This is a genomic window from Syntrophorhabdaceae bacterium, assembly GCA_035541755.1.
GTDB lineage: Bacteria > Desulfobacterota > Syntrophorhabdia > Syntrophorhabdales > Syntrophorhabdaceae > PNOF01.
Map to the genome: position 1 here is coordinate 1 of DATKMQ010000040.1, position 22273 is coordinate 22273.

General features: G+C 51.1%; 24 protein-coding genes and 1 tRNA gene. 21 read left to right on the forward strand and 4 right to left on the reverse strand.

Translation table 11 applies throughout. The annotated features are described in order from the left end of the window. The 11 genes from VMT62_03125 to rpoC form a co-directional block, all read left to right on the forward strand. Positions 1 to 122, forward strand: a 122-nt coding sequence (locus tag VMT62_03125; protein HVN95397.1) for a hypothetical protein, incomplete at its 5' end; no start/stop codon positions are given. A gap of 11 nt (positions 123 to 133) precedes the next feature. Then, positions 134 to 283, forward strand: coding sequence for a 50S ribosomal protein L33 (rpmG, locus tag VMT62_03130; protein ID HVN95398.1), 150 nt, complete (start codon positions 134 to 136; stop codon positions 281 to 283). Between the two features lie 3 nt (positions 284 to 286). Beyond that, a tRNA-Trp gene (locus VMT62_03135) sits at positions 287 to 360 on the forward strand. A 17-nt stretch (positions 361 to 377) separates the two neighbouring features. Continuing rightward, positions 378 to 578, forward strand: a complete 201-nt coding sequence (gene secE, locus VMT62_03140; GenBank protein ID HVN95399.1) for a preprotein translocase subunit SecE — start codon at positions 378 to 380, stop codon at positions 576 to 578. Positions 579 to 595: 17 nt separating this feature from the next. After that, the gene (gene nusG, locus VMT62_03145) at positions 596 to 1129 is read left to right on the forward strand and encodes a transcription termination/antitermination protein NusG (GenBank protein ID HVN95400.1); all 534 of its coding nucleotides are present in this window, start codon (positions 596 to 598) and stop codon (positions 1127 to 1129) included. Between the two features lie 11 nt (positions 1130 to 1140). After that, the gene (gene rplK, locus VMT62_03150; protein ID HVN95401.1) at positions 1141 to 1569 is read left to right on the forward strand and encodes a 50S ribosomal protein L11; all 429 of its coding nucleotides are present in this window, start codon (positions 1141 to 1143) and stop codon (positions 1567 to 1569) included. A gap of 101 nt (positions 1570 to 1670) precedes the next feature. Continuing rightward, a complete protein-coding gene (gene rplA, locus VMT62_03155; GenBank protein HVN95402.1) occupies positions 1671 to 2375 on the forward strand; it encodes a 50S ribosomal protein L1 in 705 nt (234 codons plus the stop codon). A gap of 133 nt (positions 2376 to 2508) precedes the next feature. Beyond that, on the forward strand, positions 2509 to 3033 hold the full coding sequence (gene rplJ, locus VMT62_03160) for a 50S ribosomal protein L10 (protein ID HVN95403.1): 525 nt from the start codon (positions 2509 to 2511) through the stop codon (positions 3031 to 3033). A gap of 12 nt (positions 3034 to 3045) precedes the next feature. After that, on the forward strand, positions 3046 to 3438 hold the full coding sequence (rplL, locus tag VMT62_03165) for a 50S ribosomal protein L7/L12 (protein HVN95404.1): 393 nt from the start codon (positions 3046 to 3048) through the stop codon (positions 3436 to 3438). 96 nt (positions 3439 to 3534) lie between these two features. Continuing rightward, on the forward strand, positions 3535 to 7650 hold the full coding sequence (gene rpoB, locus VMT62_03170) for a DNA-directed RNA polymerase subunit beta (GenBank protein HVN95405.1): 4116 nt from the start codon (positions 3535 to 3537) through the stop codon (positions 7648 to 7650). Between the two features lie 11 nt (positions 7651 to 7661). Further along, on the forward strand, positions 7662 to 11843 hold the full coding sequence (gene rpoC / locus VMT62_03175; protein HVN95406.1) for a DNA-directed RNA polymerase subunit beta': 4182 nt from the start codon (positions 7662 to 7664) through the stop codon (positions 11841 to 11843). Here rpoC and ybgF read toward each other — a convergent pair. The 4 genes from ybgF to VMT62_03195 are packed head-to-tail and all read right to left on the reverse strand — an operon-like array spanning position 11823 to position 15418. Further along, complete coding sequence (gene ybgF, locus VMT62_03180; GenBank protein HVN95407.1) at positions 11823 to 12653, reverse strand: tol-pal system protein YbgF; 831 nt, start codon at positions 12651 to 12653, stop codon at positions 11823 to 11825. The two genes, rpoC and ybgF, sit on opposite strands and share 21 nt — an antisense overlap. Positions 12654 to 12657: 4 nt before the next feature. Then, positions 12658 to 13206: an OmpA family protein gene (locus VMT62_03185; protein ID HVN95408.1), complete on the reverse strand. Its 549-nt coding sequence runs from the start codon at positions 13204 to 13206 to the stop codon at positions 12658 to 12660. A 39-nt stretch (positions 13207 to 13245) separates the two neighbouring features. Beyond that, on the reverse strand, positions 13246 to 14532 hold the full coding sequence (locus VMT62_03190; protein HVN95409.1) for a DUF5050 domain-containing protein: 1287 nt from the start codon (positions 14530 to 14532) through the stop codon (positions 13246 to 13248). Continuing rightward, on the reverse strand, positions 14519 to 15418 hold the full coding sequence (locus tag VMT62_03195) for a selenium metabolism-associated LysR family transcriptional regulator (protein HVN95410.1): 900 nt from the start codon (positions 15416 to 15418) through the stop codon (positions 14519 to 14521). The genes VMT62_03190 and VMT62_03195 overlap by 14 nt, the downstream gene beginning before the upstream one ends. Before the next feature lie 268 nt (positions 15419 to 15686). Between VMT62_03195 and VMT62_03200 the strand changes: the two genes are divergently transcribed. The 10 genes from VMT62_03200 to trmD all read left to right on the forward strand — a co-directional run bounded on the left by VMT62_03200 (position 15687) and on the right by trmD (position 22269). Then, positions 15687 to 15896: a 4Fe-4S dicluster domain-containing protein gene (locus tag VMT62_03200; GenBank protein HVN95411.1), complete on the forward strand. Its 210-nt coding sequence runs from the start codon at positions 15687 to 15689 to the stop codon at positions 15894 to 15896. Beyond that, the gene (locus VMT62_03205) at positions 15893 to 16969 is read left to right on the forward strand and encodes a 3-methyl-2-oxobutanoate dehydrogenase subunit VorB (GenBank protein HVN95412.1); all 1077 of its coding nucleotides are present in this window, start codon (positions 15893 to 15895) and stop codon (positions 16967 to 16969) included. The genes VMT62_03200 and VMT62_03205 overlap by 4 nt, the downstream gene beginning before the upstream one ends. Beyond that, positions 16966 to 17706, forward strand: coding sequence for a thiamine pyrophosphate-dependent enzyme (locus VMT62_03210; GenBank protein HVN95413.1), 741 nt, complete (start codon positions 16966 to 16968; stop codon positions 17704 to 17706). The genes VMT62_03205 and VMT62_03210 overlap by 4 nt, the downstream gene beginning before the upstream one ends. Further along, positions 17700 to 18239: a 2-oxoacid:acceptor oxidoreductase family protein gene (locus VMT62_03215; protein HVN95414.1), complete on the forward strand. Its 540-nt coding sequence runs from the start codon at positions 17700 to 17702 to the stop codon at positions 18237 to 18239. The genes VMT62_03210 and VMT62_03215 overlap by 7 nt, the downstream gene beginning before the upstream one ends. A gap of 5 nt (positions 18240 to 18244) precedes the next feature. Continuing rightward, positions 18245 to 18673, forward strand: a complete 429-nt coding sequence (locus VMT62_03220) for an ACT domain-containing protein (GenBank protein HVN95415.1) — start codon at positions 18245 to 18247, stop codon at positions 18671 to 18673. Between the two features lie 514 nt (positions 18674 to 19187). Beyond that, positions 19188 to 20519, forward strand: coding sequence for a signal recognition particle protein (ffh, locus tag VMT62_03225; protein ID HVN95416.1), 1332 nt, complete (start codon positions 19188 to 19190; stop codon positions 20517 to 20519). 11 nt (positions 20520 to 20530) lie between these two features. Continuing rightward, positions 20531 to 20773 carry a 30S ribosomal protein S16 gene (rpsP, locus tag VMT62_03230; protein HVN95417.1) on the forward strand — a complete coding sequence of 81 codons (243 nt, stop codon included), beginning with the start codon at positions 20531 to 20533 and terminating at the stop codon, positions 20771 to 20773. A 31-nt stretch (positions 20774 to 20804) separates the two neighbouring features. Further along, a complete protein-coding gene (locus VMT62_03235) occupies positions 20805 to 21038 on the forward strand; it encodes a KH domain-containing protein (GenBank protein ID HVN95418.1) in 234 nt (77 codons plus the stop codon). Further along, positions 21038 to 21538 (forward strand): ribosome maturation factor RimM, encoded by a 501-nt coding sequence (rimM, locus tag VMT62_03240; GenBank protein HVN95419.1) that lies wholly within the window; start codon positions 21038 to 21040, stop codon positions 21536 to 21538. Before VMT62_03235 ends, rimM begins: the two co-directional genes overlap by 1 nt. After that, positions 21535 to 22269 carry a tRNA (guanosine(37)-N1)-methyltransferase TrmD gene (trmD, locus tag VMT62_03245; GenBank protein HVN95420.1) on the forward strand — a complete coding sequence of 245 codons (735 nt, stop codon included), beginning with the start codon at positions 21535 to 21537 and terminating at the stop codon, positions 22267 to 22269. Before rimM ends, trmD begins: the two co-directional genes overlap by 4 nt. Positions 22270 to 22273 lie beyond the last annotated feature (4 nt).

Genomic DNA, 22273 nt, shown 5'->3' on the forward strand with positions numbered 1-22273 from the left:
ACAACGTGACCCTGAACGTGGAACTGGTGACCCCCATCGCCCTGGAGAAGGAACTCCGCTTTGCCATCCGTGAGGGCGGCAAGACGGTGGGCGCCGGTGTTGTTACCGAGATCATAGAGTAAAGGGGAAGAAGATGAGGCAACTTGTAACATTAGCCTGTGCAGAATGCAAGAACAGGAATTATAATACTACCAAGAACAAACAAAAGACACCCGACAGACTGGAGATCAAGAAGTACTGTAAGGTCTGCAGAAGGCACACTAACCACAAGGAGACCAAATAACGAAGGCCAGTAGCTCTAACGGATAGAGCACCGGACTCCAAATCCGGGTGTTGGGGGTTCGAATCCCTCCTGGCCTGAATAATACGGGGAGAAGATGGAATATAAGGAGAAGCTCGAAGGCATAACCAACTATTTTAGGGAAGTATATATGGAGGCAAAAAGGGTCACCTGGCCGTCAAGAAAGGATGCCCTGAAGGGGACCTATATTGTGCTCATAACGGTTTTTGTTACAGCCCTGTTTCTTGGGATTGTCGATATAGGGCTCGCAAAGATCATACAGAACCTTATACGGTAAGGACGATGGAAACGGCAATGGAAAGAAAATGGTATGTGGTGCATACGTATTCGGGATACGAGCAGAAGGTGCGGGAACTGCTTGAGGAGAATATCAAGATCAACAAGATGGAGGACTATTTCGGGGACATTATTGTTCCTTCTGAGATTATCATGGAGAAGGTAAAGGGCCAGGTAAAGAAATCACAAAGGACCGTGTTCCCGGGCTATATAATCGTCAACATGGCAATGAACGACACGACCTGGCACTTCGTGCGAAACACGCCAAAAGTCACCGGTTTTGTGGGATACGATAAGATGAACCCCCCTCCGCTGCCGGAGAAAGAGGTAAGCGATATCATCAATGCGATCCAGGAAGGCAAGGGTAAGATAAAACCGAAGATTCGTTTTGAAAAGGGGGACGGGGTCAAGGTAACCGAAGGCCCTTTTACGAACTTCACGGGTAATGTAGAAGAGATAAAACCGGAAAAAGGCAAGGTCAAGGTGCTCCTCAATATATTCGGACGCACGACCCCTGTCGAACTGGATTTCATACAGATAGAAAAAATCTAAGGAGTTGCGTAATGGCAAAAAAAGTAGTGGCATTGGTGAAATTGCAATTGCAGGCCGGTCAGGCCACACCGTCTCCTCCTGTAGGCCCGGCACTCGGTCAGCATGGCGTCAATATCATGGAATTCTGCAAAGCCTTTAATGAGAAGACAAGAAGCCAGGAAGGTACGGTCATCCCGGCATTGATAACAATTTATTCGGATAGAACGTTCAGCTTTATTACAAAAACGCCGCCGGCAACATTTCTCATCAAGAAGGCAGCAAAGCTGGCAAAGGGCGCCCACACTCCAAGAAAGGAAGTCGTAGGAAGCATCCCTAAGTCTTCGATCAAAGAGATCGCACAGCTCAAGATGGTGGATTTGAATGCGAAGAACCTGGAAGGGGCTATGCGGATTATCGAAGGATCTGCGAGAAGCATGGGACTTGAAGTGGTGGAGGGATAGGCAACTGAAGGAAAGAAGACAAGAAGGGCAAAGGTGGGAATGAGAAGAACCCATCGGCATCTTCTTATTGCTTTATAGACGAATAACACGAGGTGATACACATGGCGACTTCAGGGAAAAAATATTCGGCAGCACGGGATAAAATAGATCGGGAAAAACGATACGACATGGATGAAGCCCTCAATCTTCTGCCGCAGGTGAAATACTCCAAATTTGATGAGACGGTCGAGGTTGCATTCAGGCTTGGTGTTGATCCTAGACATGCCGACCAGATGGTAAGGGGCAGCGTGGCCCTTCCCAACGGACTCGGCAAAAAGGTGGTCGTACTCGTGTTTGCCAAAGGCCAAAAGGAAAAAGAGGCCCAGGATGCAGGCGCTGACTATGTAGGGGCCGATGACCTTATAGAGAAGGTCCAGAAGGGCTGGACTGATTTCGATAAAGCCATTGCAACGCCCGATATGATGGGCGCCGTGAGCAAACTGGGTAAGATACTTGGTCCGAGAGGACTCATGCCCAATCCGAAAGTGGGAACCGTGACCTTTGATATCGCCAAAACCGTCCAGGAGATGAAAGCCGGTAGGGTCGAATTCAGAGTGGATAAGGCGGGCAATCTCCACGTTCCTGTGGGAAAGATCAGTTTCGGAAAGGAGAAACTTATGGAAAACGTAAACACGCTCCTCGACGCGGTAATGCGATTGAAGCCGCCATCAAGCAAAGGCACATATATTAAGGGATTTGCAATCAGCACGACCATGAGCCCAGGCATAAAGATTGATCCTGCCTATGCTCGGAACCTGACAAAATAGGGAAAAGGTCAGAGAAAGCAGGTGTTCTGCTTGAAAAGCGGAAGTAAGCGAAAACGGCCTGCCGAGACTTTTTGGTGAGTTGGTCTCCCTGACTTTCCATACATATCTTCGTTGAAAGGAGGGATAAAAGCCATTGGAGAGACAAAAGAAAGAAAAAGTCGTTCAAGAATTAGGGTCAAAACTGAGTAAGCTCGAGTATTTATTTCTGGCCGAGTACAGCGGTATGAGCGTAGCGCAGATAACGCGTCTGCGCAGAGAGCTTCGGAGCGTTGATACGGAATTCACCGTCATCAAAAACAGTCTCATGAAGATCGCATCGAAAGGCACGAAAGCAGAAGCTTTACAGGACAAGTTTGATGGTCCGAACGCGATCATCAGCATTTACAAAGACCCGATCGGCGCTGCCCGTGTCGTCGCAAGCATCGTGAAGGATGTCCCGAGCCTGAAGCTCAAAGCAGGGTATCTCGGCACACGGCTCATTACGGCAGAGGATATTCTAAAACTCGCCACACTGCCGTCAAGGGAAGCATTGCTCGGCAAGCTTGTCGGCGTACTGAAGGGCCAGCCGTCAAGGCTTGTCTACGCTTTATCGGGAAATCTGAGTAAGCTTATGCTCGTATTGAATTCGATCAAAAACCAAAAAGAACAGCATGCATAAGGAGGCATATACATGAGCATCACAAAAGAAGAGGTAATTCAGTACATTGAAAACATGACCGTTCTCGAACTGTCAGAATTTGTGAAGGAGCTGGAAGATAAATTTGGCGTTCAGGCTGCCATGCCTATGATGGCGGCAGGCGCAGGGGCAGGCGCAGCTCCGGCGGCCGCAGCAGCTCCGGCCGAAGAGCAGACGGAATTCACCGTTATCCTCGCTGGTTACGAAGCCGACAAGAAGATACAGGTCATCAAAGTCGTCAGGGCCATCACCGGTCTTGGCCTCAAGGAAGCCAAAGACTTGGTAGAAGGCGCACCCAAGCCGGTTAAAGAAGCTGTATCCAAAGATGAAGCAGCAAAAATCAAGAAAGATCTTGAAGAAGTGAGCGCACAGGTCAAAGTTGAGTAGAACAACAGGTGAGGGTTGAAGGGCCAGTCCTGTGTTACGAGGACTGGTTCCCCAAACCTGACTCCGGAACCCCGAATCTAAGAGGTGAAAAAATCCATGAGAGAAACTTTCCATAACAAAATATTCAGAAAAAATTATGGGAAAATAAAAGAGGTTCTCGATATTCCTAATTTGATTGAAATTCAACTTGACTCTTACGAGAAATTCCTCCAGAAAGATCTTCAACCGCCAAAAAGAGAGAATGTCGGGTTGCAGGCCGTTTTCAACAGTGTCTTTCCTATCAAAGACTCACACGAGACGACAACGCTGGAGTTCGTGAAATATGAAGTTGGGGACCCGAAGAATTCTGAAGAAGAATGTATCTTCCGCGGTCTGACTTACGCCGCCCCCATGAAGGTCACCATAAGGCTCGTTGTATGGAATATCGACCCGGAAACCAAGATACGCGATATCCGGGCCGTAAAGGAACAGGACGTCTACTTCGGTGAAATCCCCCTCATGACGGAGAGAGGGACTTTTATTATCAATGGGACCGAGCGGGTGATTGTGAGCCAGCTGCACAGGTCTCCCGGGGTCTACTTCGATAACGACCAGACAAAATCACTGATCGGTGGCGGACTCTCCTACACTGCGCGAATTATACCGTACAGAGGCTCCTGGCTTGATTTCGAATTTGACCATAAAGAACTTGTTTATGTGAGAATAGATAAGAAGAAAAAGATTCCCGTAACACTCTTTTTGAAGGCGCTCGGGTATCCGGAAAATGAGATCCTGGATTACTTCTATGAAAAAGAGAAGATACTCATCAAAGACAAGAAGTTCTTCAAAGAAACGCACCTTCAGCTTCTTGTGGGCCAGAAGGCGCCGTCCGATATAATAAATGAAAAAACCAAGGAAGTTCTCGTAAAGAAACATAAGAAGATCACCCGGGCAATCATCAAAAAGATGGAGCAGGCGAGGATACACGAGATACACATCGAGGAAGAGGATGTCATCGGAAAAGTAACTTCCGGCGATATCGTGGACCCCAAATCAAAAGCGGTCCTTATACCTGTCAATAAAGAGATCACCGCCGATGACCTCGAAACGCTCATTGAGAAGAAGGTCAAGGAGTTTGATATACTCTTTATCGATAACCTCAATGTGAGCCCCTCTCTGAGAAATACTCTGCTCGTCGACAAAGTGAGCACCAAGGATGATGCACTTCTCGAAATATACCGGAAGCTGAGACCGGGCGACCCGCCTACAATTGAGTTTGCGGAAAACCTGATTCATAATATGTTCTTCAGCCCTGAGCGCTACGACCTTTCGAAAGTGGGCAGGCTCAAGATAAACCACCGCGTCGGGGTCGATGTACCTCTCGATGTAACGGTCTTAAGAAGAGAGGATATTATTGAGGTCGTGAGGCAACTCCTCAAGCTCAAAGACGCACGAGGCCTGGGCGACGACATCGACCACCTGGGAAATAGAAGGGTGAGGACGGTGGGCGAGCTTTTGGAGAACCAGTTCAGAATGGGGCTCGTGAGGATGGAAAGGGCGATCAAGGAAAGACTGACGTTTCCCGAGATGGAGACGCTCATGCCGCATGATCTCGTCAATCCCAAGCCGGTTGCCACTGCGGTAAAGGATTTTTTTGCGAGCAGCCAGCTTTCCCAGTTTATGGACCAGACAAACCCTTTGAGCGAAATTACCCACAAGAGGCGGCTTTCAGCCCTAGGTCCCGGAGGACTCACGCGAGAGCGGGCCGGATTTGAAGTGCGCGACGTTCATCCTACCCACTACGGAAGAATATGTCCTATCGAGACGCCGGAAGGCCCGAACATCGGTCTTATCGCATCCCTTTCGACCTTTGCCAAGGTAAATGAATTCGGTTTTATCGAGGCCCCGTACAGAAAAGTGGTCAAGGGCAAGGTCACAGACGATGTGAGTTACCTGTCCGCCCTCGAAGAGGAACAGTACTATATTGCTCAGGCAAACGCCCCGGTCGATCATGCGGGCAACCTTGTGGGCGATCTTATCCCCGCCCAGAAGGGAGGAGGGGTCTTCCTCATCAGCCCTGAGCAGATCGATTACATGGACGTTTCCCCCAAGCAACTTGTGAGCGCATCAGCTGCGCTTATCCCGTTTCTCGAACATGACGATGCAAACCGCGCGCTCATGGGCTCCAATATGCAGAGACAGGCAGTGCCTCTTCTTGTTCCTGAGGCTCCGCTCATCGGCACCGGCATGGAAAAGATGGTAGGAAGAGATTCACGGGTTACAATCATTGCGAAACATGATGGAATTATCGAGAGCGTTGACGCGAGTCGCATTATCCTCAAATACGAGGAGAAGAAGAGCGGAGAAGAGCCGGTAACCAAGATCGATGTGTATAAGCTTCTGAAATTCAGACGGTCAAACCAGGACACGTGCATCAACCAGCGCGTGATCGTAAACGAAGGCGACTTCGTGAAAAAAGGCGATGTGCTTGCGGACGGTCCTTCTACAGATAGCGGAGAGCTGGCCCTGGGAAAGAACGTCTTTGTGGCCTTTATGCCCTGGAGGGGATACAATTACGAGGATTCGGTGCTGGTCAATGAACGCCTCGTGAAGGAGGATACGTTTACCTCCATCCACATCGAAGAACTTGAATGCGTTGTCCGTGACACCAAGCTTGGAAAAGAAGAGGTGACAAGGGATATCCCCAACGTTGGCGATGATGCGCTGAAAGACCTTGACGACAGTGGTATCGTCCGTATCGGTGCGACGGTCAAGCCCGGGGATATACTCGTGGGAAAGGTCACGCCCAAAGGCGAGACACAGCTCACTCCCGAGGAAAAACTGCTCCGCGCTATATTCGGAGAAAAGGCGGGCGACGTGAAAGACACGAGCCTGCGCGTGCCCCACGGTATCGAGGGCATTGTCACCGATGTAAAGGTACTGTCAAGGCGAGGCGTGGACAAGGATGACAGGAGCCGTACCATCGAGGACAAGGAAGTATCCAATATCCTCAAGGATCAAGAAGATCAGATCAAGATCATCGTGGAAAGCAAGAAGACGAAGATTGCAGACCTTATTGCCGGGAAGACTGCCCATGCCGATATCAAAGACGGCAAGGGCAAGGTGTTGCTCAAGAAGGGTGAAACATTTACCAAGGAGAAGATCGACACGATCAGTTTTGACAAATTGCAGGATATAGATTTCAAAGACAAAGACCTTTCGGGAAAGATCGCGAAGATCGTCGATAGCAAAGACAATCAGCTTGAAATTATTCGGCTCATATATGAAGACAAGATAAACAAGATCAAAAGGGGCGATGAACTGCCCCCCGGTGTGATCAGGACCATCAAGGTATATGTAGCTATGAAAAGAAAGGTGGCCGTCGGAGACAAGATATCCGGTCGGCACGGTAACAAGGGCATCGTATCGGTTATCCTTCCGGAAGAAGATATGCCCTTTATGGAAGACGGCACCCCTATCGATATCGTGCTCAATCCCCTGGGCGTGCCTTCGAGAATGAACGCCGGCCAGATTCTTGAGACCCATCTCGGATGGGCCGCCAAGGAACTCGGCAAGAGGGTGGGAGAGCTTGTCGACAGTTTCTACAAACATACCTGCGAAGCGGCTTCCATCAAGAAACAGCTCAAAAAGGTTTTTTCCAACGGAGAGCTGAAGGGGCTCATCGACAGGTTGAGTGACGAGGACCTCGCGCGGCTTTCCGAGCGAATGCAAGATGGCGTGCACATCGCAGTGCCTGTTTTTGACGGCGCAAAAGAACAGGAGATCAAAGACCTTTTCAAAATGGCCGGATTGAAGGACAGCAGGCAGACAACGCTCTATGACGGAAGAAACGGCGACGCCTTTCATCACCAGATCACCGTGGGAAATATGTACTTTCTCAAATTGCACCACCTTGTTGATGACAAGATCCATGCACGGTCTATCGGACCGTACTCTCTTGTTACGCAGCAGCCTCTTGGCGGAAAGGCGCAGTTTGGCGGTCAGAGGCTCGGTGAAATGGAAGTGTGGGCCCTCGAGGGATACGGAGCTTCTTTCTCCCTCCAGGAATTTCTCACCATTAAGTCGGATGATGTGAACGGCAGGATCAGGGCCTACGAAGCGATCGTCAAGGGTGAAGATGTGCTGGAACCCAATCTGCCGGAATCGTTTAACGTACTGGTTAAAGAGCTGCAGGGTTTGTGTATCGATGTAGAACTGATCAAGGAAGAGTAAGGAGGAATGCCTTGGAAGAATATTTTAAGACTGATAAACAAAAAGATCCGCTGAGCTATTCAGCAATAAAAATAGCGCTTGCTTCCCCTGAGCTCATCGAGAAATGGTCCTACGGGGAAGTGAAGAAACCGGAGACCATCAATTACCGGACATTTAAACCGGAGCGAGACGGACTCTTCTGCGCCAAGATATTCGGCCCTGTAAAAGACTACGAATGCATCTGTGGAAAGTATAAGAGGATGAAACACAGGGGCATCATCTGCGAAAAGTGCGGCGTCGAAGTCATTCAGTCCAAAGTGCGCAGGGAAAGGATGGGTCATATAAAGCTTGCCTGTCCTGTGGCCCACATCTGGTTCCTCAAGAGTATGCCGAGCAAAATAGGGACGCTCCTTGAATTGACCATAAAAGAGGTCGAAAGGGTGCTTTATTTTGAACAGTACATTGTCATTGAACCGGGTAATTCTCCTTTTGAATTCTGCGAGATCATCACCGAGGAGAGATACATAGAGGCGAGAGACAAGTATACCGAAGGGTTCATGGCAGGGATAGGTGCTGAAGCCATCAGGGAATGCTTAAAGAGAATCAACATTGACGATCTTTCCAAGACGCTCAGGGAAGAAATGAGAGATACCTCGAGTGATGCGAAGAAGAAAAAGATCGCCCGAAGACTGAAAGTGGTGGCCGCGTTCAAGGCGTCCGGTGTGAAACCCGAGTGGATGATCCTTGACATTATCCCGGTCTTGCCTCCGGAATTGAGACCTCTTGTTCCGCTCGATGGCGGCAGGTTTGCCACTTCCGACCTCAATGACCTGTACAGAAGGGTGATCAACAGAAACAACAGGCTGAAGCGGCTAATGGAGCTCAACGCCCCCGAGATTATTATCAGGAACGAAAAGAGAATGCTGCAAGAGGCCGTTGATGCTCTCTTTGACAACTCCAAACGCGGCCGGGTGGTAACCGGCGCGAGTAAGCGGCCATTGAAGTCGCTTTCCGATATGCTTCGCGGCAAGCAGGGAAGGTTCCGTCAGAATCTTTTGGGCAAAAGGGTCGACTATTCAGGCAGGTCGGTTATCGTGGTGGGTCCGGAATTGAGGCTTCATCAGTGCGGGCTCCCGAAATATATGGCGCTGGAGCTTTTCAAGCCTTTCGTTTACAACAGACTTATCACAAAAGGTTTCGCAACAACAATCAAGAATGCAAAGAAGATCGTGGAGAAAGAACGGCCGGAAGTGTGGGACGTGCTGGAAGAGGTCATTAAAGAACATCCGGTGCTACTCAACAGGGCGCCGACCCTGCATCGTCTCGGCATACAGGCCTTCGAGCCGCAGCTTATCGACGGAAAGGCGATCCAGCTCCACCCGCTCGTGTGTCCGGCTTACAATGCCGACTTTGACGGTGACCAGATGGCGGTCCATGTGCCGCTGTCGATCGAGGCTCAGACCGAAGCCCGGGTACTTATGATGTCCACAAACAACATCCTTTCACCGGCAAACGGCAAACCGATTATCGTTCCCACGCAGGACATCGTGCTTGGCCTCTACTACCTTACGATTGACAGAAAACACCGGAAGGGTGAGGGAAAGACGTTTGCGGACGTGGAAGAAGTCCGGGTTGCCCATGATGCGGGCGAGATAGACCTGCACGCGAGAATCAAAGTTCGGATAGATGGAAAGATTGTCGATACCACCGCAGGCAGGGTCATATTGAGGGATGTTATCGAAGATGCCCTCGAGGAGCTTGATGCCCCAAAGAAGAAGGCCATCATGAACGATATGTTCGGCCTTATTAACCGCATCATGGATAAAAAGACTATCGCTCAGCTTGTCGATAAATGTTACCGTGACGCGGGCGAAAAGAGCACAGTCATCCTGTCCGACCGTCTGAAAGACCTTGGATTTACCTATGCCACAATGGGAGGTATTTCCATATCGATTGACGACATGATCATCCCCCAGAAAAAGAAGAAACTCCTCGATAAGGCCGAGGAAGCGGTCAAGAACGTGCAGAACCAGTATCAAGAGGGCTTGATTACCGACGGCGAACGATATAATCAGGTCATCGACATATGGGCCAACGTGACCGAGGATGTGGCTAAAGAACTGATGGACGAATTAGGCTCAGAGATCGTCACCGATGAAGAGGGCAAACCGATCATGGGGGCGGGCGGAAAGCCGGAGCACCAGAACAGCCTGAATCCCATCTTTATGATGGCTCATTCGGGGGCAAGAGGTAACCCGCAGCAGATCAGACAGCTTGCCGGCATGAGGGGACTCATGGCCAAGCCGTCAGGCGAGATTATTGAGACGCCAATTACCAGCAACTTCCGGGAAGGCCTCGACGTGCTCCAGTACTTTATATCCACACACGGTGCGCGAAAGGGTCTTGCCGATACAGCGTTAAAAACGGCCAATTCGGGTTATCTGACGAGAAGGCTTGTGGATGCCGCGCAGGACGTTGTGGTGTCTGAGCATGACTGTGGCACCTTTGATTATATCGAGGTCAGCTCGCTTATCGAAGGCGGTGAGGTCATAGAGCGTCTCGACGCACGAATCCTGGGCAGGGTGTCCCATGAAGACTTGAAAGACCCTGACGGGGCGATTATCGTGCACAAGAATGAAGAGATTACGGAGAGCCACCTTAGGCTCATAGAGGAAGCCGGATATGAGAAAATTAAGATACGATCGGCGCTCACATGCCGCTCGAAAAGAGGTATCTGCGTGCTCTGCTATGGCCGTGACCTCTCTCGGGGAAGACTGGTCAGTATCGGCGAGGCCGTAGGCATCGTTGCCGCACAGTCGATCGGAGAGCCGGGAACACAGCTTACCATGAGAACCTTCCATATAGGCGGCGCTGCCTCCAGAAGGGTGGAGCAGTCGACGCTGGAAGCGCGAAACGAAGGGGCACTCAAGTTCATCAACGTCAAGGCCGTTCTTAACAGGGACGGTGTGCCGGTAGTAATGAACAGAAATGGAGAGATCGCCATCCTCGATGAAGCGGGTCGTGAAAGAGAACGATATTCTATTATTTATGGGGCCAAATTAAAAGTCAAAGACGGACAATCCGTGAAAGACGGCCAGACGCTTGCTGAATGGGATCCCTACACGATACCGATCCTCTCGGAAGAGTCGGGTAAGGTCAAGTTCGGCGACATATTCGAAGGCGAGACCATGCAGGAGAGTAAAGACGAAGTAACCGGTCTTTCCTATAAGGTTATCATAGAGCCGAAAAACGCCGAGCTGAGACCGAGAATATCAATTAAGGACGAAAAGGGCCGGACCAAGATTATCCCCAATTCCACGAGCCCCGCACGCTACATGCTTCCTATCGGAGCTCACATAGTGGTTAACGAAGGGGATGGAATCTTTGCCGGCGACGTCATCGCCAAAATGCCTCGTGAAACAACCAAGACAAAGGATATCACGGGAGGTCTGCCGAGGGTGGCAGAACTCTTCGAAGCGAGAAAACCCAAAGAGAACGCCATCGTCAGCGAGATCAACGGTATCGTGAGCTTTGGGAAGATGGCGAAAGGCAAAAGAGAGATTATTGTCAACCCGGAAACTGTACACGGAGAGCCGAGAAAGTATACGATCCCGAGAGGTAAACACATTATCGTTCACGAGGGCGATTATGTGCGAGCCGGCGAACCATTGATGGACGGGCCGGTCAATCCTCACGACGTTCTGCGCATCCTGGGCATTAAGGATCTTGCCCGTTACCTTGTAGACGAGATCCAGGAGGTCTATCAGCTCCAGGGCGTCAAGATCAACGACAAGCATATCGAGATTATCGTGCGTCAGATGTTAAAGAGGGTCAAGATTAAAGACGTAGGAGACACGAACTTCATTATCGACGATTTCGTGGAATGGTGGGTGTTCGAAGAAGAAAACAAGCGCGTCATAGCCCAGAGTGGAAAGCCCGCCCAGGCCGAGCCTCTGTTCCTGGGAATCACCAAAGCGTCGCTCATTACCGACAGTTTTATATCGGCCGCGAGCTTCCAGGACACGACAAAGGTGCTGACTCAAGCCTCGATTGAAGGCAGGGTAGACTACCTGAAGGGGCTCAAAGAGAACGTGATCATGGGCAGGATTATCCCCGCGGGAACAGGTTTTGCCAAGTATAGAGGCTACGACATGAACATCCTGGGCAAGACCGACGAAGAACTCCCCGCAGATTCAGAGGTTACTGTTTCGTAACTTTCGCTCTGCGATAGTCGCCTCTTCGGTTTTGGGATACAGCTCTATAACCCTTTTCAAAAGGGTTATAGAGCTTTTTTTATCGTTGATCTGACGAAAGGCCTCCGATTGTGACAGGAGCGCTCGGGGGGCTTTTTCGCTCTTCGGATATTTGTCGATGACCTCCTGAAAATAGAGAATAGCTTTATCATAATTTTTGAGGCTTAGATAGCTCTCGCCGATCCAGTAGTAAGCGTTAGAGGCTAGCGGCGTGCCGCTGTATGATTCGATGAACGCCGAGAATCTCTTCACTGCTTCTTCATACTTTCCTTTCTGAAACGTATCGAAAGCGTCTTTGTATGCGTCTTCGTATTTGGCGTCAACTGTGGTCTGACCGGATGTACCCGGCGACTGCGTTTGAACGTTTGTATCGTCCTGGTTCTTACGCGCAGCGACAAGCTTCTTTGTGTCGGCAAGGGCGCTGTTTGTTTCGGCCCAATACGTCCTCAACTGATACTCGAGTTCGTCTATTTTACCCATGAGACCCTTGATTTTTTCATCCCTGCTCTCCATAGCGGAGTAAACGTTGACCACTTGCTTGCTCAGAGCCTCGTTTTCTTTTGCCATGTTTGCAAGCTTTGCATCCAGCTCCTGTCTAAGTTGCGTGAGCTCATCCTGGTTCGACACGACAGACCTCTGGAGTTGCGCCGTTTCCTGGGTAGTGGCACATCCCGTGAGCGATGCGACAAGTATCACGAGTACGGCGCAAAGACAAAACGGTGGCAAACTAAATAAACAAACCGTCCGCTCTCGCGGTGTTATGATCTTCATAGTCCTACCCTTTCTTATCAACCTTGAAATGGACGCGTCTGTTTTTGGCCCAGGCCTCCTCGGTGTGGCCGGGATCAAGAGGCATTTCCTTGCCGAAAGAGACGACCTTCATTCTGCCGTTTTCAATACCCATCTTTGTGAGGTAGCTCCTGACCGCCTCGGCCCGTTTCTGTCCCAGGGCGAGATTATACTCCACCGTGCCTCTCTCGTCGCAGTGGCCCTCTAAAACGAGGTTAGTCGCCCCCTCGCGTTTCATCCAGGTGCCCACCCGCTCGATCTTAGGGAGCTCCGACCCTCTGATGGCATAACTGTCGAAATCAAAGCCGATGTCCTGCAAAATGGCTTGCAGAGAACGGTCCGGCTGCTCCTCTTTTGCTTCAGCGAGCTCTTCCTCGCTAATGCCCTCCTTCTTCATCTTTGCTCCGCTGTCCTCGACGGCGAGAGGCCTCTCCACTACGGTAGGTGCTACGGGCTGCGTCTGTTGAACGACCTTTGGAGCGCACCCGGCCAACACAAAGATACCGACAACAATGAGAATGAAAACATGTTTCATGATCTCCCTCCTTTTTCTGGTTATAACTCTTTCATATTCTCACGGCATAAACTTGGGCTGCTCTTCGTTGTAATCGGTAAACTTGAGCAGCCGCTTGTTTTCGCCATTAAACAGCATAACATAGATAGCGTATTTTCCGCCTCTTTGCGACGAATACAGGATATAACGTCCATCAGGAGAGAATTGAGGTGAATCATTAATGGTCCCGTCGTTTGTCAGTACCCGCTGGTTGGAGCCGTCGACATTGATTGTAGATATTTCAAAGCCGCCCTCCAGTTTGGAGACAAAGACGATGAGATCTCCCTTCGGAGACCATGCCGGTGCGCTGTTGTACGTCCCATAATAGGTGAGTCTTTTTATTTCTCCTGAGTCGTTATCCCTTACGAAAATCTGCGGCGATCCGTACATATCGGAGACAAAGAGCATCTTCTTGCCGTCGGGCGATACCGCAGGGGACGCAAGGATGCCCTCTCTCTGCAGGATTGTTTTTTTATCCTTTTTTTCGACATCATAGGCGTAAATCGCAGAGCGCCCGCCCGTGGTGTGCGAGTAGAGGATAGTCGATTTGTTGAGCCAGAAGGTGCCGATCTTTGTTCCATCCGACCGGTCCGCATAGATCTCCGTGTTTTTTTCAATGTCCTTGATGTAGAGATTGGGTTTTCCTTCCTTATAGGAGGTGTAAGCCAGATACTTTCCTTCCGGCGAAATGGAAGGGGACAAAGCGATGTTCCGATAATTGGTCAGCTTCGCTACGTTCTGTCCGTCGATATCTGCCGTGTACACTTCCTTGAGATTGCGGACCCCCGCGGTGAAAAGAACCCTCGAACTCATGATGCCCTTCTCTCCGGTGACGGTGAGTATGATATCGTCAGCCAGTCTGTGGATCATCCTTCTCCATTCGCTCTCACGTCCTTTGTATCGCTTTGCGAGCAGAAGAGAGCCGTCGAGCGTGTCATAGAGAAAGGCTTCCAGTGTTGTATCTCCATTCTGCGACTGCTGAAGGCGTCCCTTGCACACAAGTTCGACCCCCATTGAACGCCAGTTGTCAAACTTTATGGCCGGCTTCTCAACGCCTTCGTCAAGTAGTTCTTTATCCATGAGGGACGCAGGCGCCGTGATAAAAAAGCCGGACATATCGAAGTCCTTATTCAACAGGTCGCTCATGTCAGAGGGCAGCTTTTCTGAGGGCGCCCCCTTGAAGGGAGGCGCGCCGATGGTAATCTTCTTAAAACTCGACCCGTAGATATCAATATACCCCCGAGCCTCGGCAAGTGTTACGGAGCAGAGTATACAGAGGGCGACGAACGTTAAGCTACATCTTTTCATGCTTTCTCCATGTGTCGATCATTTCAGTGAGCGCCCGTACCTGGGGGAGCGCTGTCTTTCCTTTTCTGGCGATGATAAAGAAGGACCTTCGGATTTCCGGGAATCCTTCGATTGAAACACGTTTCAGCTTTCCCGAAGACATATCGGCCGCGACAGCCATATTCGATATATAGGCGAGGCCCATGCCGGCCTTGACCGCTTCTTTAATCGCTTCGGTGTCTGTGAGTTCGGCCACAACCTTGAGGTCCTCGGGACTCACGTGCTTTGATTTCTTGAGAGACGACTCGAAATTGTTGCGGGTGCCCGAACCGCTCTCCCGGGCAATGAGCGGATATTCTTTGAGGTCCTTGAGCGGAATTGTGCCGGGGAATTCAGGCGGGGCGATCACGGCGATCGTGTCTTCTACAAATTTCTTAAAGTCGATCTTACCTGTCGGACTCTTTGCTCCCACAAAACCGATATCTATGACCCCTTCCTCCATTTTTTCTATAATGTTCTTTGTATCGGATATAATCAGCTTAATTCCTATGCCGTCGTACTTCTTCTTGAACATGCTTAAGACCTTGGGAAGAATGTACGTTCCGGGGATCGTGCTCGCGCCTATGACAATACTCCCCATTTTCAGGCCTTTGAAGGAAGCGATAGCCTCAACGGCGTCCTTCTTCAAACCGATGAGATCTCTGGCGTATCCGATGAGGATTTCACCGGCTTTCGTGAGCGCCACAGTCCTCTTGGTCCTGTCGATGAGCTTTACCTCGAAGAAACGCTCCAGGTCCACGATCTGTTTGCTCACGGTGGGTTGAGTGAGACAAAGATCTTCCGCGGCTTTCGTGAAGCTCCTATGTTCCGCGATCTTCAGGAACGTTTCAAAGTGTCGTAGGTCCATCTCTATAAAAAACTATGATATATATTCTCTTAATGCAACAAAAATGATATTTCTCACAAGAGCCTCAAGAGAAGCATAAATGTTTGCGCAAGGCGCAGTTTGCGCAGTCTTTGTGTGAGTCTCATACGGTCTCTCAATTGATGAGTCCTTCTTTTTATGGGCCGGCTTAGTACTCTGGGTACTTCCACTCGAAAATCGGGAAAAAGTATTTGACAAGGGTTGCCGCGGTAGGCTACCTTAAAAGGGCTTTTAGGATCCGAGGCGCACATTGAAAGGCACCATCACCATAGACCGGGAACGCTGCAAGGGCTGCGCCCTCTGCATCGAATTCTGTCCGAAAAAGGCGATTTTTATTTCCGATGACCTGAATCTCAAAGGATACTATGTTGCAGCTTTCGATGAGACCGGAGGATGCACGGGCTGCGCGACCTGCGCCGTCATGTGTCCCGATGTTGCCATTGAGGTGGAGAAGCATTGAAGCGATTAATGAGCGGTAACGCCGCCCTCGGTGAGGCAGCGATCCTATCAGGATGTACCTGTTATTTCGGGTATCCTATAACCCCGCAGAACGAGCTCACGGAACATATGGCCAAACGGATGGCCGAAGAGGGTTTTGTTTTCATCCAATCGGAGAGCGAAATTGCAGCCATCAACATGGTTCTCGGGGCATCCGTGGCGGGCGCGCGGGCCATGACGTCATCGAGCGGGCCAGGTATGAGTCTCAAGCAGGAAGGCATCTCGTATCTCGCGGCCGATGAGTTGCCCGCTGTGATTGTCGATATGGTACGCGGCGGCCCCGGCATGGGTAATATTTCACCGGCCCAGTCCGATTACCTTCAGGCGACCCGCGGCGGAGGACACGGCGATTACAAGACAATTGTACTCGCGCCGGGATCAGTCCAGGAGCTGACCGAAGTCGTGCCACTTGCTTTCGATCTTGCAGACAAGTACCGCAACCCCGTGATCATCCTGGGTGACGGCATGTTGGGGCAGATGATGGAGCCGGTCGATTTTACCAACATCAAGCCGCCCTCGGTCTACGAAAAGGACTATATTCTGACGGGCGCCGATGGAAGGCCTCCCCGCACCATCTATTCCCTGCTCTTTGACACCAAGCTCCAGGAGGAGCATAACTGGAAGCTCTTCAGAAAATTCCAGCGCATGGAGCAGAACGAGGTGAGGTACGAAACATACCTTGTCGATGACGCCGATATGGTGGTCGTAGCCTATGGCATCGGGGCGAGAATCGTAAAAGGCGCCATCAAAAGACTCCGCCAGGAGAATCTGAAGGTTGGCATGATTCGCCCTATTACGCTCTGGCCATTCCCGGTGAAGGCAATCAAGGACCTGGCAAAGACGATTAACGATTTCTTCGTCTTTGAGATGAGCGCCGGCCAAATGGTGGAGGACGTGAAGCTCGCCCTGGAGGGGAGGGGACACGTGCATTTCTATGGCAGGCCGGGCGGTGTGATACCCACACCTGTCGAGCTTTTCAGGATTATTTCGCGTCACTGCTACCAGGCACAGTCGCGAAAAAGGAAAAAGGCATGAAGAAGGCGTACACGAGGCCGACACTTCTCAAACCGGCTCACTTCCATTATTGTCCCGGCTGCGGACACGGCATTATCAACCGGCTCATCATGGAGGTCATCGAAGAGATGGACCTTAGGGCCAGAGCAATCTGTGTGGCGCCGGCCGGCTGTGGCATGCTCCTCTATAATTATTTCGAAATAGACACCCTGGAATCGGCCCACGGACGAGGCGCGGCAGTGGCCACGGGTATTAAAAGGGTGCGCCCGAAAAACCTTGTCTTCTCGTACCAGGGTGACGGCGATCTTGCAGCCATCGGCACGGCCGAAGGGTTTCATGCGGCCAACAGGGGAGAGAATATTACGGTTATCTTCGTGAATAACGGGGTTTACGGTATGACGGGCGGACAGATGGCCCCGACCACACTCATCGACCAGGTAACGACCACAACCCCTGGCGGAAGGAATTCACTCATTGCGGGACACCCTGTGAGGATCTGCGAGGTTTTTGCCCAGCTTGACGGAACGGTTTATCTGGAGCGGGTCGCCGTAAACAAGCCGACGGCTGTGCTCAAAACCAGGAAGGCCATCGCAAAGGCGTTTCAATACCAGATTGAGGGGCGTGGTTTTTCTCTCGTGGAGATCCTCTCTCCCTGCCCCACGAACTGGAAGATGGATGCGCGTCAGGCCTGCAGGTGGATCGATGAGGTGATGAGCACGGTATTTCCTCTCGGTGTTGTCAAAGAGGCTATATGCTGATCAAGACCATATTTTCTGGATTCGGCGGCCAGGGCGTTCTATCCATGGGCACGACGCTCGCCACCGCCGCCATGCTTGAAGGCAAGTACGTTACATATTTGCCCTCCTATGGCGTCGAGGTGAGAGGGGGCACGGCCAATTGCACCGTGGTTGTGGCCGATGAGGAGATCGCGTCTCCGGTGGCTTCCGAACCCGAGTTTGTCGTTGCGATGAACCAGCCGTCGTTCGCCAGGTTTCAGAGCATCCTTCAGGCGGGAGGACTTCTCTGCGCGAATTCATCTCTCGTGAACACCGAATCAGCGAGGTCCGATATAGAGATACTGTCAATCCCGACAAGTGAGCTTGCCGAAAAGCTGGGAACTATCAAGGTCGCGAACATGATCATGCTGGGCGCCTTGATCAGGGCGAGCAGCATGATCTCGTACCAGGCCATCATCAAGAACCTCAACGAGATATTAGGTGAAGGCAAGGCCAAGCTCATCAAGCTCAACAAAGAGGCCCTGGAACTGGGCTACAATTATGTAAAGGAGTAAGGCGCATGGTGATCAAACAGATATCGGTGAGCCTTGACAACGTACCGGGGGCTTTCTCGCGGATCAGCGAGCTTTTGGGCCGGGAAGGGGTCAACATCAGGGCCATCTCCGTGGCAGACACCTCCGACATCAGCACGGTCCGCTTTGTCGTCGATGATCCGGAAAAAGCGCTCAATATTCTTAAAGGGAACGGCTATAACCCGAAAGTAACGGACGTGCTCGCCGTGGAGACACCGGACCATCCGGGCGGGGTAAACGCCGTGCTCAAGCCTCTTATGAATGCCGGCATCAATGTTCATTACCTCTATCCTCATCTCGGAAGAGTGAACGACAATGCCATTGTAATCCTCGGTGTAGACAGAACCGACGAGGCGGAGCGTGTGCTTCAACAAAACTGGGTACACACGCTCGGCAAGGAAGCATACACACTTTAACAGTCGAATTCTCTTCAATCGCATTATGTTTTTTTGTGAGCGGTCAAACGCGTGTTCGGGAACCGCATCTGCGGCGGTCTGCTTCGCCATGCGCTGCTCGACGTATGCATATACGCCTGCGCGCGAGCATGGCTTGCAGCCCATCCACATCTGCTTCTTCCACTCCACGCCTTCGGCCACTCCACCCGCGACCCTCTGCTAGGTCGCAGAGTTCGCGGATACTACGTCTGAATCTACAATTGGTTTGGGCTTTCGCCTTCCAGTCTGCGTTAATATGCGGGGTAAGTTACTTCCGCCGAAGAAGCCGAAAAGAGATCTTTATATCATGGACGTCCGTAGGACGGGGTACGAGCGTCCAGCACTTGAGGCCGGAAGCCCGGCGCTGCACTTTTTCAGGCCGCGAAAAGCGGTGCGGCCCCCACAGGTTAAGTGCTTCTGGCGATTTGATCTTTAAATCGCCAAAAGCACTTAATAATTGACTATTTATGCTATTTCCATTAAACTATCTGCCACAATGTTCGAGAGATTACAGGAAAGACTGGAAGCCACCTTCAAGAAATTGAGAGGCTACGGCAAACTGAGCGAGGCCAATATCAAAGATACCTTGAGGGAGGTCCGCGTCGCTCTGCTTGAGGCCGATGTGAATTACAAGGTGGCCAAGGATTTCCTGGACAGGGTCAAGGAAAAGGCAATGGGCGAGGACGTTGTCGCGAGCATCACACCTGGACAGCAGTTCATTAAGATCGTCTATGACGAGCTCTGTGAGCTTTTGGGCTCTACGAACAAGCCGCTTGATGTAGCGGGCTCGCCTCCCGTGGCCGTCATGCTTATCGGCCTTCAGGGCTCGGGCAAGACCACGACCTGTGGGAAGCTGGCCCTCCATCTGAGAAAGAAAGGAAAAAGACCCTTGCTTGTGCCTACAGACGTCTACAGGCCGGCCGCAATCGACCAACTGGTGAAGGTGGGCAAGCAGATCAATGTCCCCGCTTTTATGATGGAAGACACACGAGATCCGCTTACAATCTGCAAAGAGGCCAAGGCCTACGCCATGAAGAACAGCTTCGATACCTTGATCGTGGACACGGCAGGACGGCTGCACATAGATGATGCTATGGTAAACGAGGTTGTCGCGCAGAAAAAGTTCCTAAACCCTCGGGAGACGCTGCTCGTGCTCGACGCCATGACCGGCCAGGACGCCGTGACCATTGCTGGCACGTTTAACGAAAAAGTCGGGGTCGACGGCGTTATTTTTACCAAGTTAGACGGTGACACGCGGGGCGGCGCGGCCATTTCCATTAAAGCGGTCACAGGAAAGCCCATCAAATTCGTGGGCACCGGCGAGAAACTTGACGCACTGGAGCCTTTTTACCCTGACAGGATGGCGTCCCGTATACTCGGCATGGGGGACGTGGTCTCCCTTGTGGAGCGCGCCCAGGATTTATTTGACGAGAAACAGGCCCTGGAGTTTGAGCGCAAGCTCAAAAGGGATGAGTTTACGCTCGAAGACTTCAGCGCGCAGATAAAGCAGATGAAGAAACTCGGTTCTATGGAATCGATTCTCGGTATGATCCCCGGTCTGGGAAAGTTCAAAGGGGCTATTGATTTTGCTCAAGCGGAGAAAGATATTAAGAAGACAGAGGCCATTATCAGCTCCATGACGGCGAAAGAGAGACTCTATCCCAGCATCATAGACGGAAGTAGGAGGGTCCGCATCTCCAAAGGCAGCGGAACTCAAGTCCACGATGTTAACGAGCTCTTAAAAAGGTACATGGAAACCAAGAAGATGATCAAGAAGCTCACAAAGGGAGGCATGAAAGGCCTCCAGAGGCAACAACTATTCCGATAGGAGGTGGAGATTTGGCGGTAAAATTCAGATTGACGAGGTTCGGTTCCAAGAAGAAACCATTTTACAGGATTGTAGTCGCAGACGAGAGATCGCCGAGAGACGGCCGGTTTATAGAGAAGGTGGGATTGTATGATCCGCTGAAAGAGCCCGCGCTCATAAACCTCGACAAAGAGAAGATAAAGTCCTGGTACGAAAAAGGGGTAAGGCCCACGAAGACCGTGGAAAACCTATTCAAAAAGGAAGGGGTTCTGTAGGAATTACCATAAAACTTATGGAGGTGGACCTGTGTTGAAAGAGCTGATCGAGTACATCGCGAAGGCATTGGTAGACAGTCCGGATCAAGTAAGGGTATCGGAAATCGAGGGAGAAAAGACCTCGGTCATAGAGCTCAATGTTGCCAAGGATGATCTCGGAAAGGTTATCGGAAAACAGGGGAGAACCGCACGGGCCATGAGAACCATACTGAGCGCCGCTTCAACCAAGGTGAAGAAGAGGGCGGTGCTCGAGATTATCGAGTAATGAAGTGGATCCCCGTGGGCCGGGTCGTATCCACCCACGGTACCAGGGGAGAAGTAAAGTTTCGCTATTACAACGAGGTACAGGAAGATTTCCTTGGCTATACCTCGCTATTCGTGGGAAAGGATGAAGTCAAAACCGAGATCAGACCGGCTCGGGTCAAATTCCGGCAAGACTCAGTGTATATACAATTCCATGGTCTTAACAACCTCGACGAGGTCTCTTTTCTTGTAAACAAGGAACTTTATGTGCGGGAGACAGACCTCGCGGACCTGAAAGAGGACGAATACTATGAGTATCAGCTTATCGGTCTTAACGTGACGAACCTGAACAAGGAAACGATAGGAAGGGTGGAATCGGTATTGCACACCGGGGCGAGTGATGTGCTGGTCGTGGCCGGTAAGGAAAAGGAGCTCATGGTGCCCCTCATTGAGGGCTACGTGACCGATATCGACATGAAGAACGGCACGATTTGTGTTGACGAGAAGGCGCTGTCCCTGTGATTTTTTCTATCCTTACGCTCTTTCCCGCAATCTTTGAGTCGCCGCTCGCCGAGAGCATCATAAAGAAAGCGGTGGATAAGGGCCTCATTCGTTTCGACATCGTCAACATCCGGGATTTTGCGGAAGATGTACACAGAACTTGCGATGACAGCCCTTACGGCGGCGGCCCCGGCATGGTGATGAAGGTTGACCCCATCTACAGGGCCGTAAAGGATGTAGAGAACCGGTTCACTAAGCCCAAAATCGTTCTTCTGACGCCCCAGGGAAAGACCTTGAACCAGGTCACGGCCGAGCGTCTTGCCAGAGCGGCGCATATCTGTCTCGTCTGCGGACGCTACGAAGGGGTGGACGAGCGCGTGCTCGAATTTGTCGATGAAGAGATCTCCGTGGGAGACTATGTAGTTTCGGGAGGGGAATTTCCCGCCCTTGTTTTGATTGACGCGGTATCTCGGTGTATTCCGGGAGTTCTTGGCAACGAGGAATCGGTAACGAACGAGAGTTTCAAAGGATCGCTCCTTGAATATCCTCAGTACACGAGGCCCGAGACATTCGCAGGATTACGGGTGCCCGAAGTGCTACTCTCGGGCAACCACGAAGAAATCCGGAAGTGGAGGAAGAAGGAGGCCATCAGAAAGACGATTCTCAAGCGCCCTGATCTGTTGGACGGGTTCGTGCCGGGCGATGAAGAGCGCAAAATGATGAGAGAAATCATGGAGGAGATACCTGAGTAAGGTC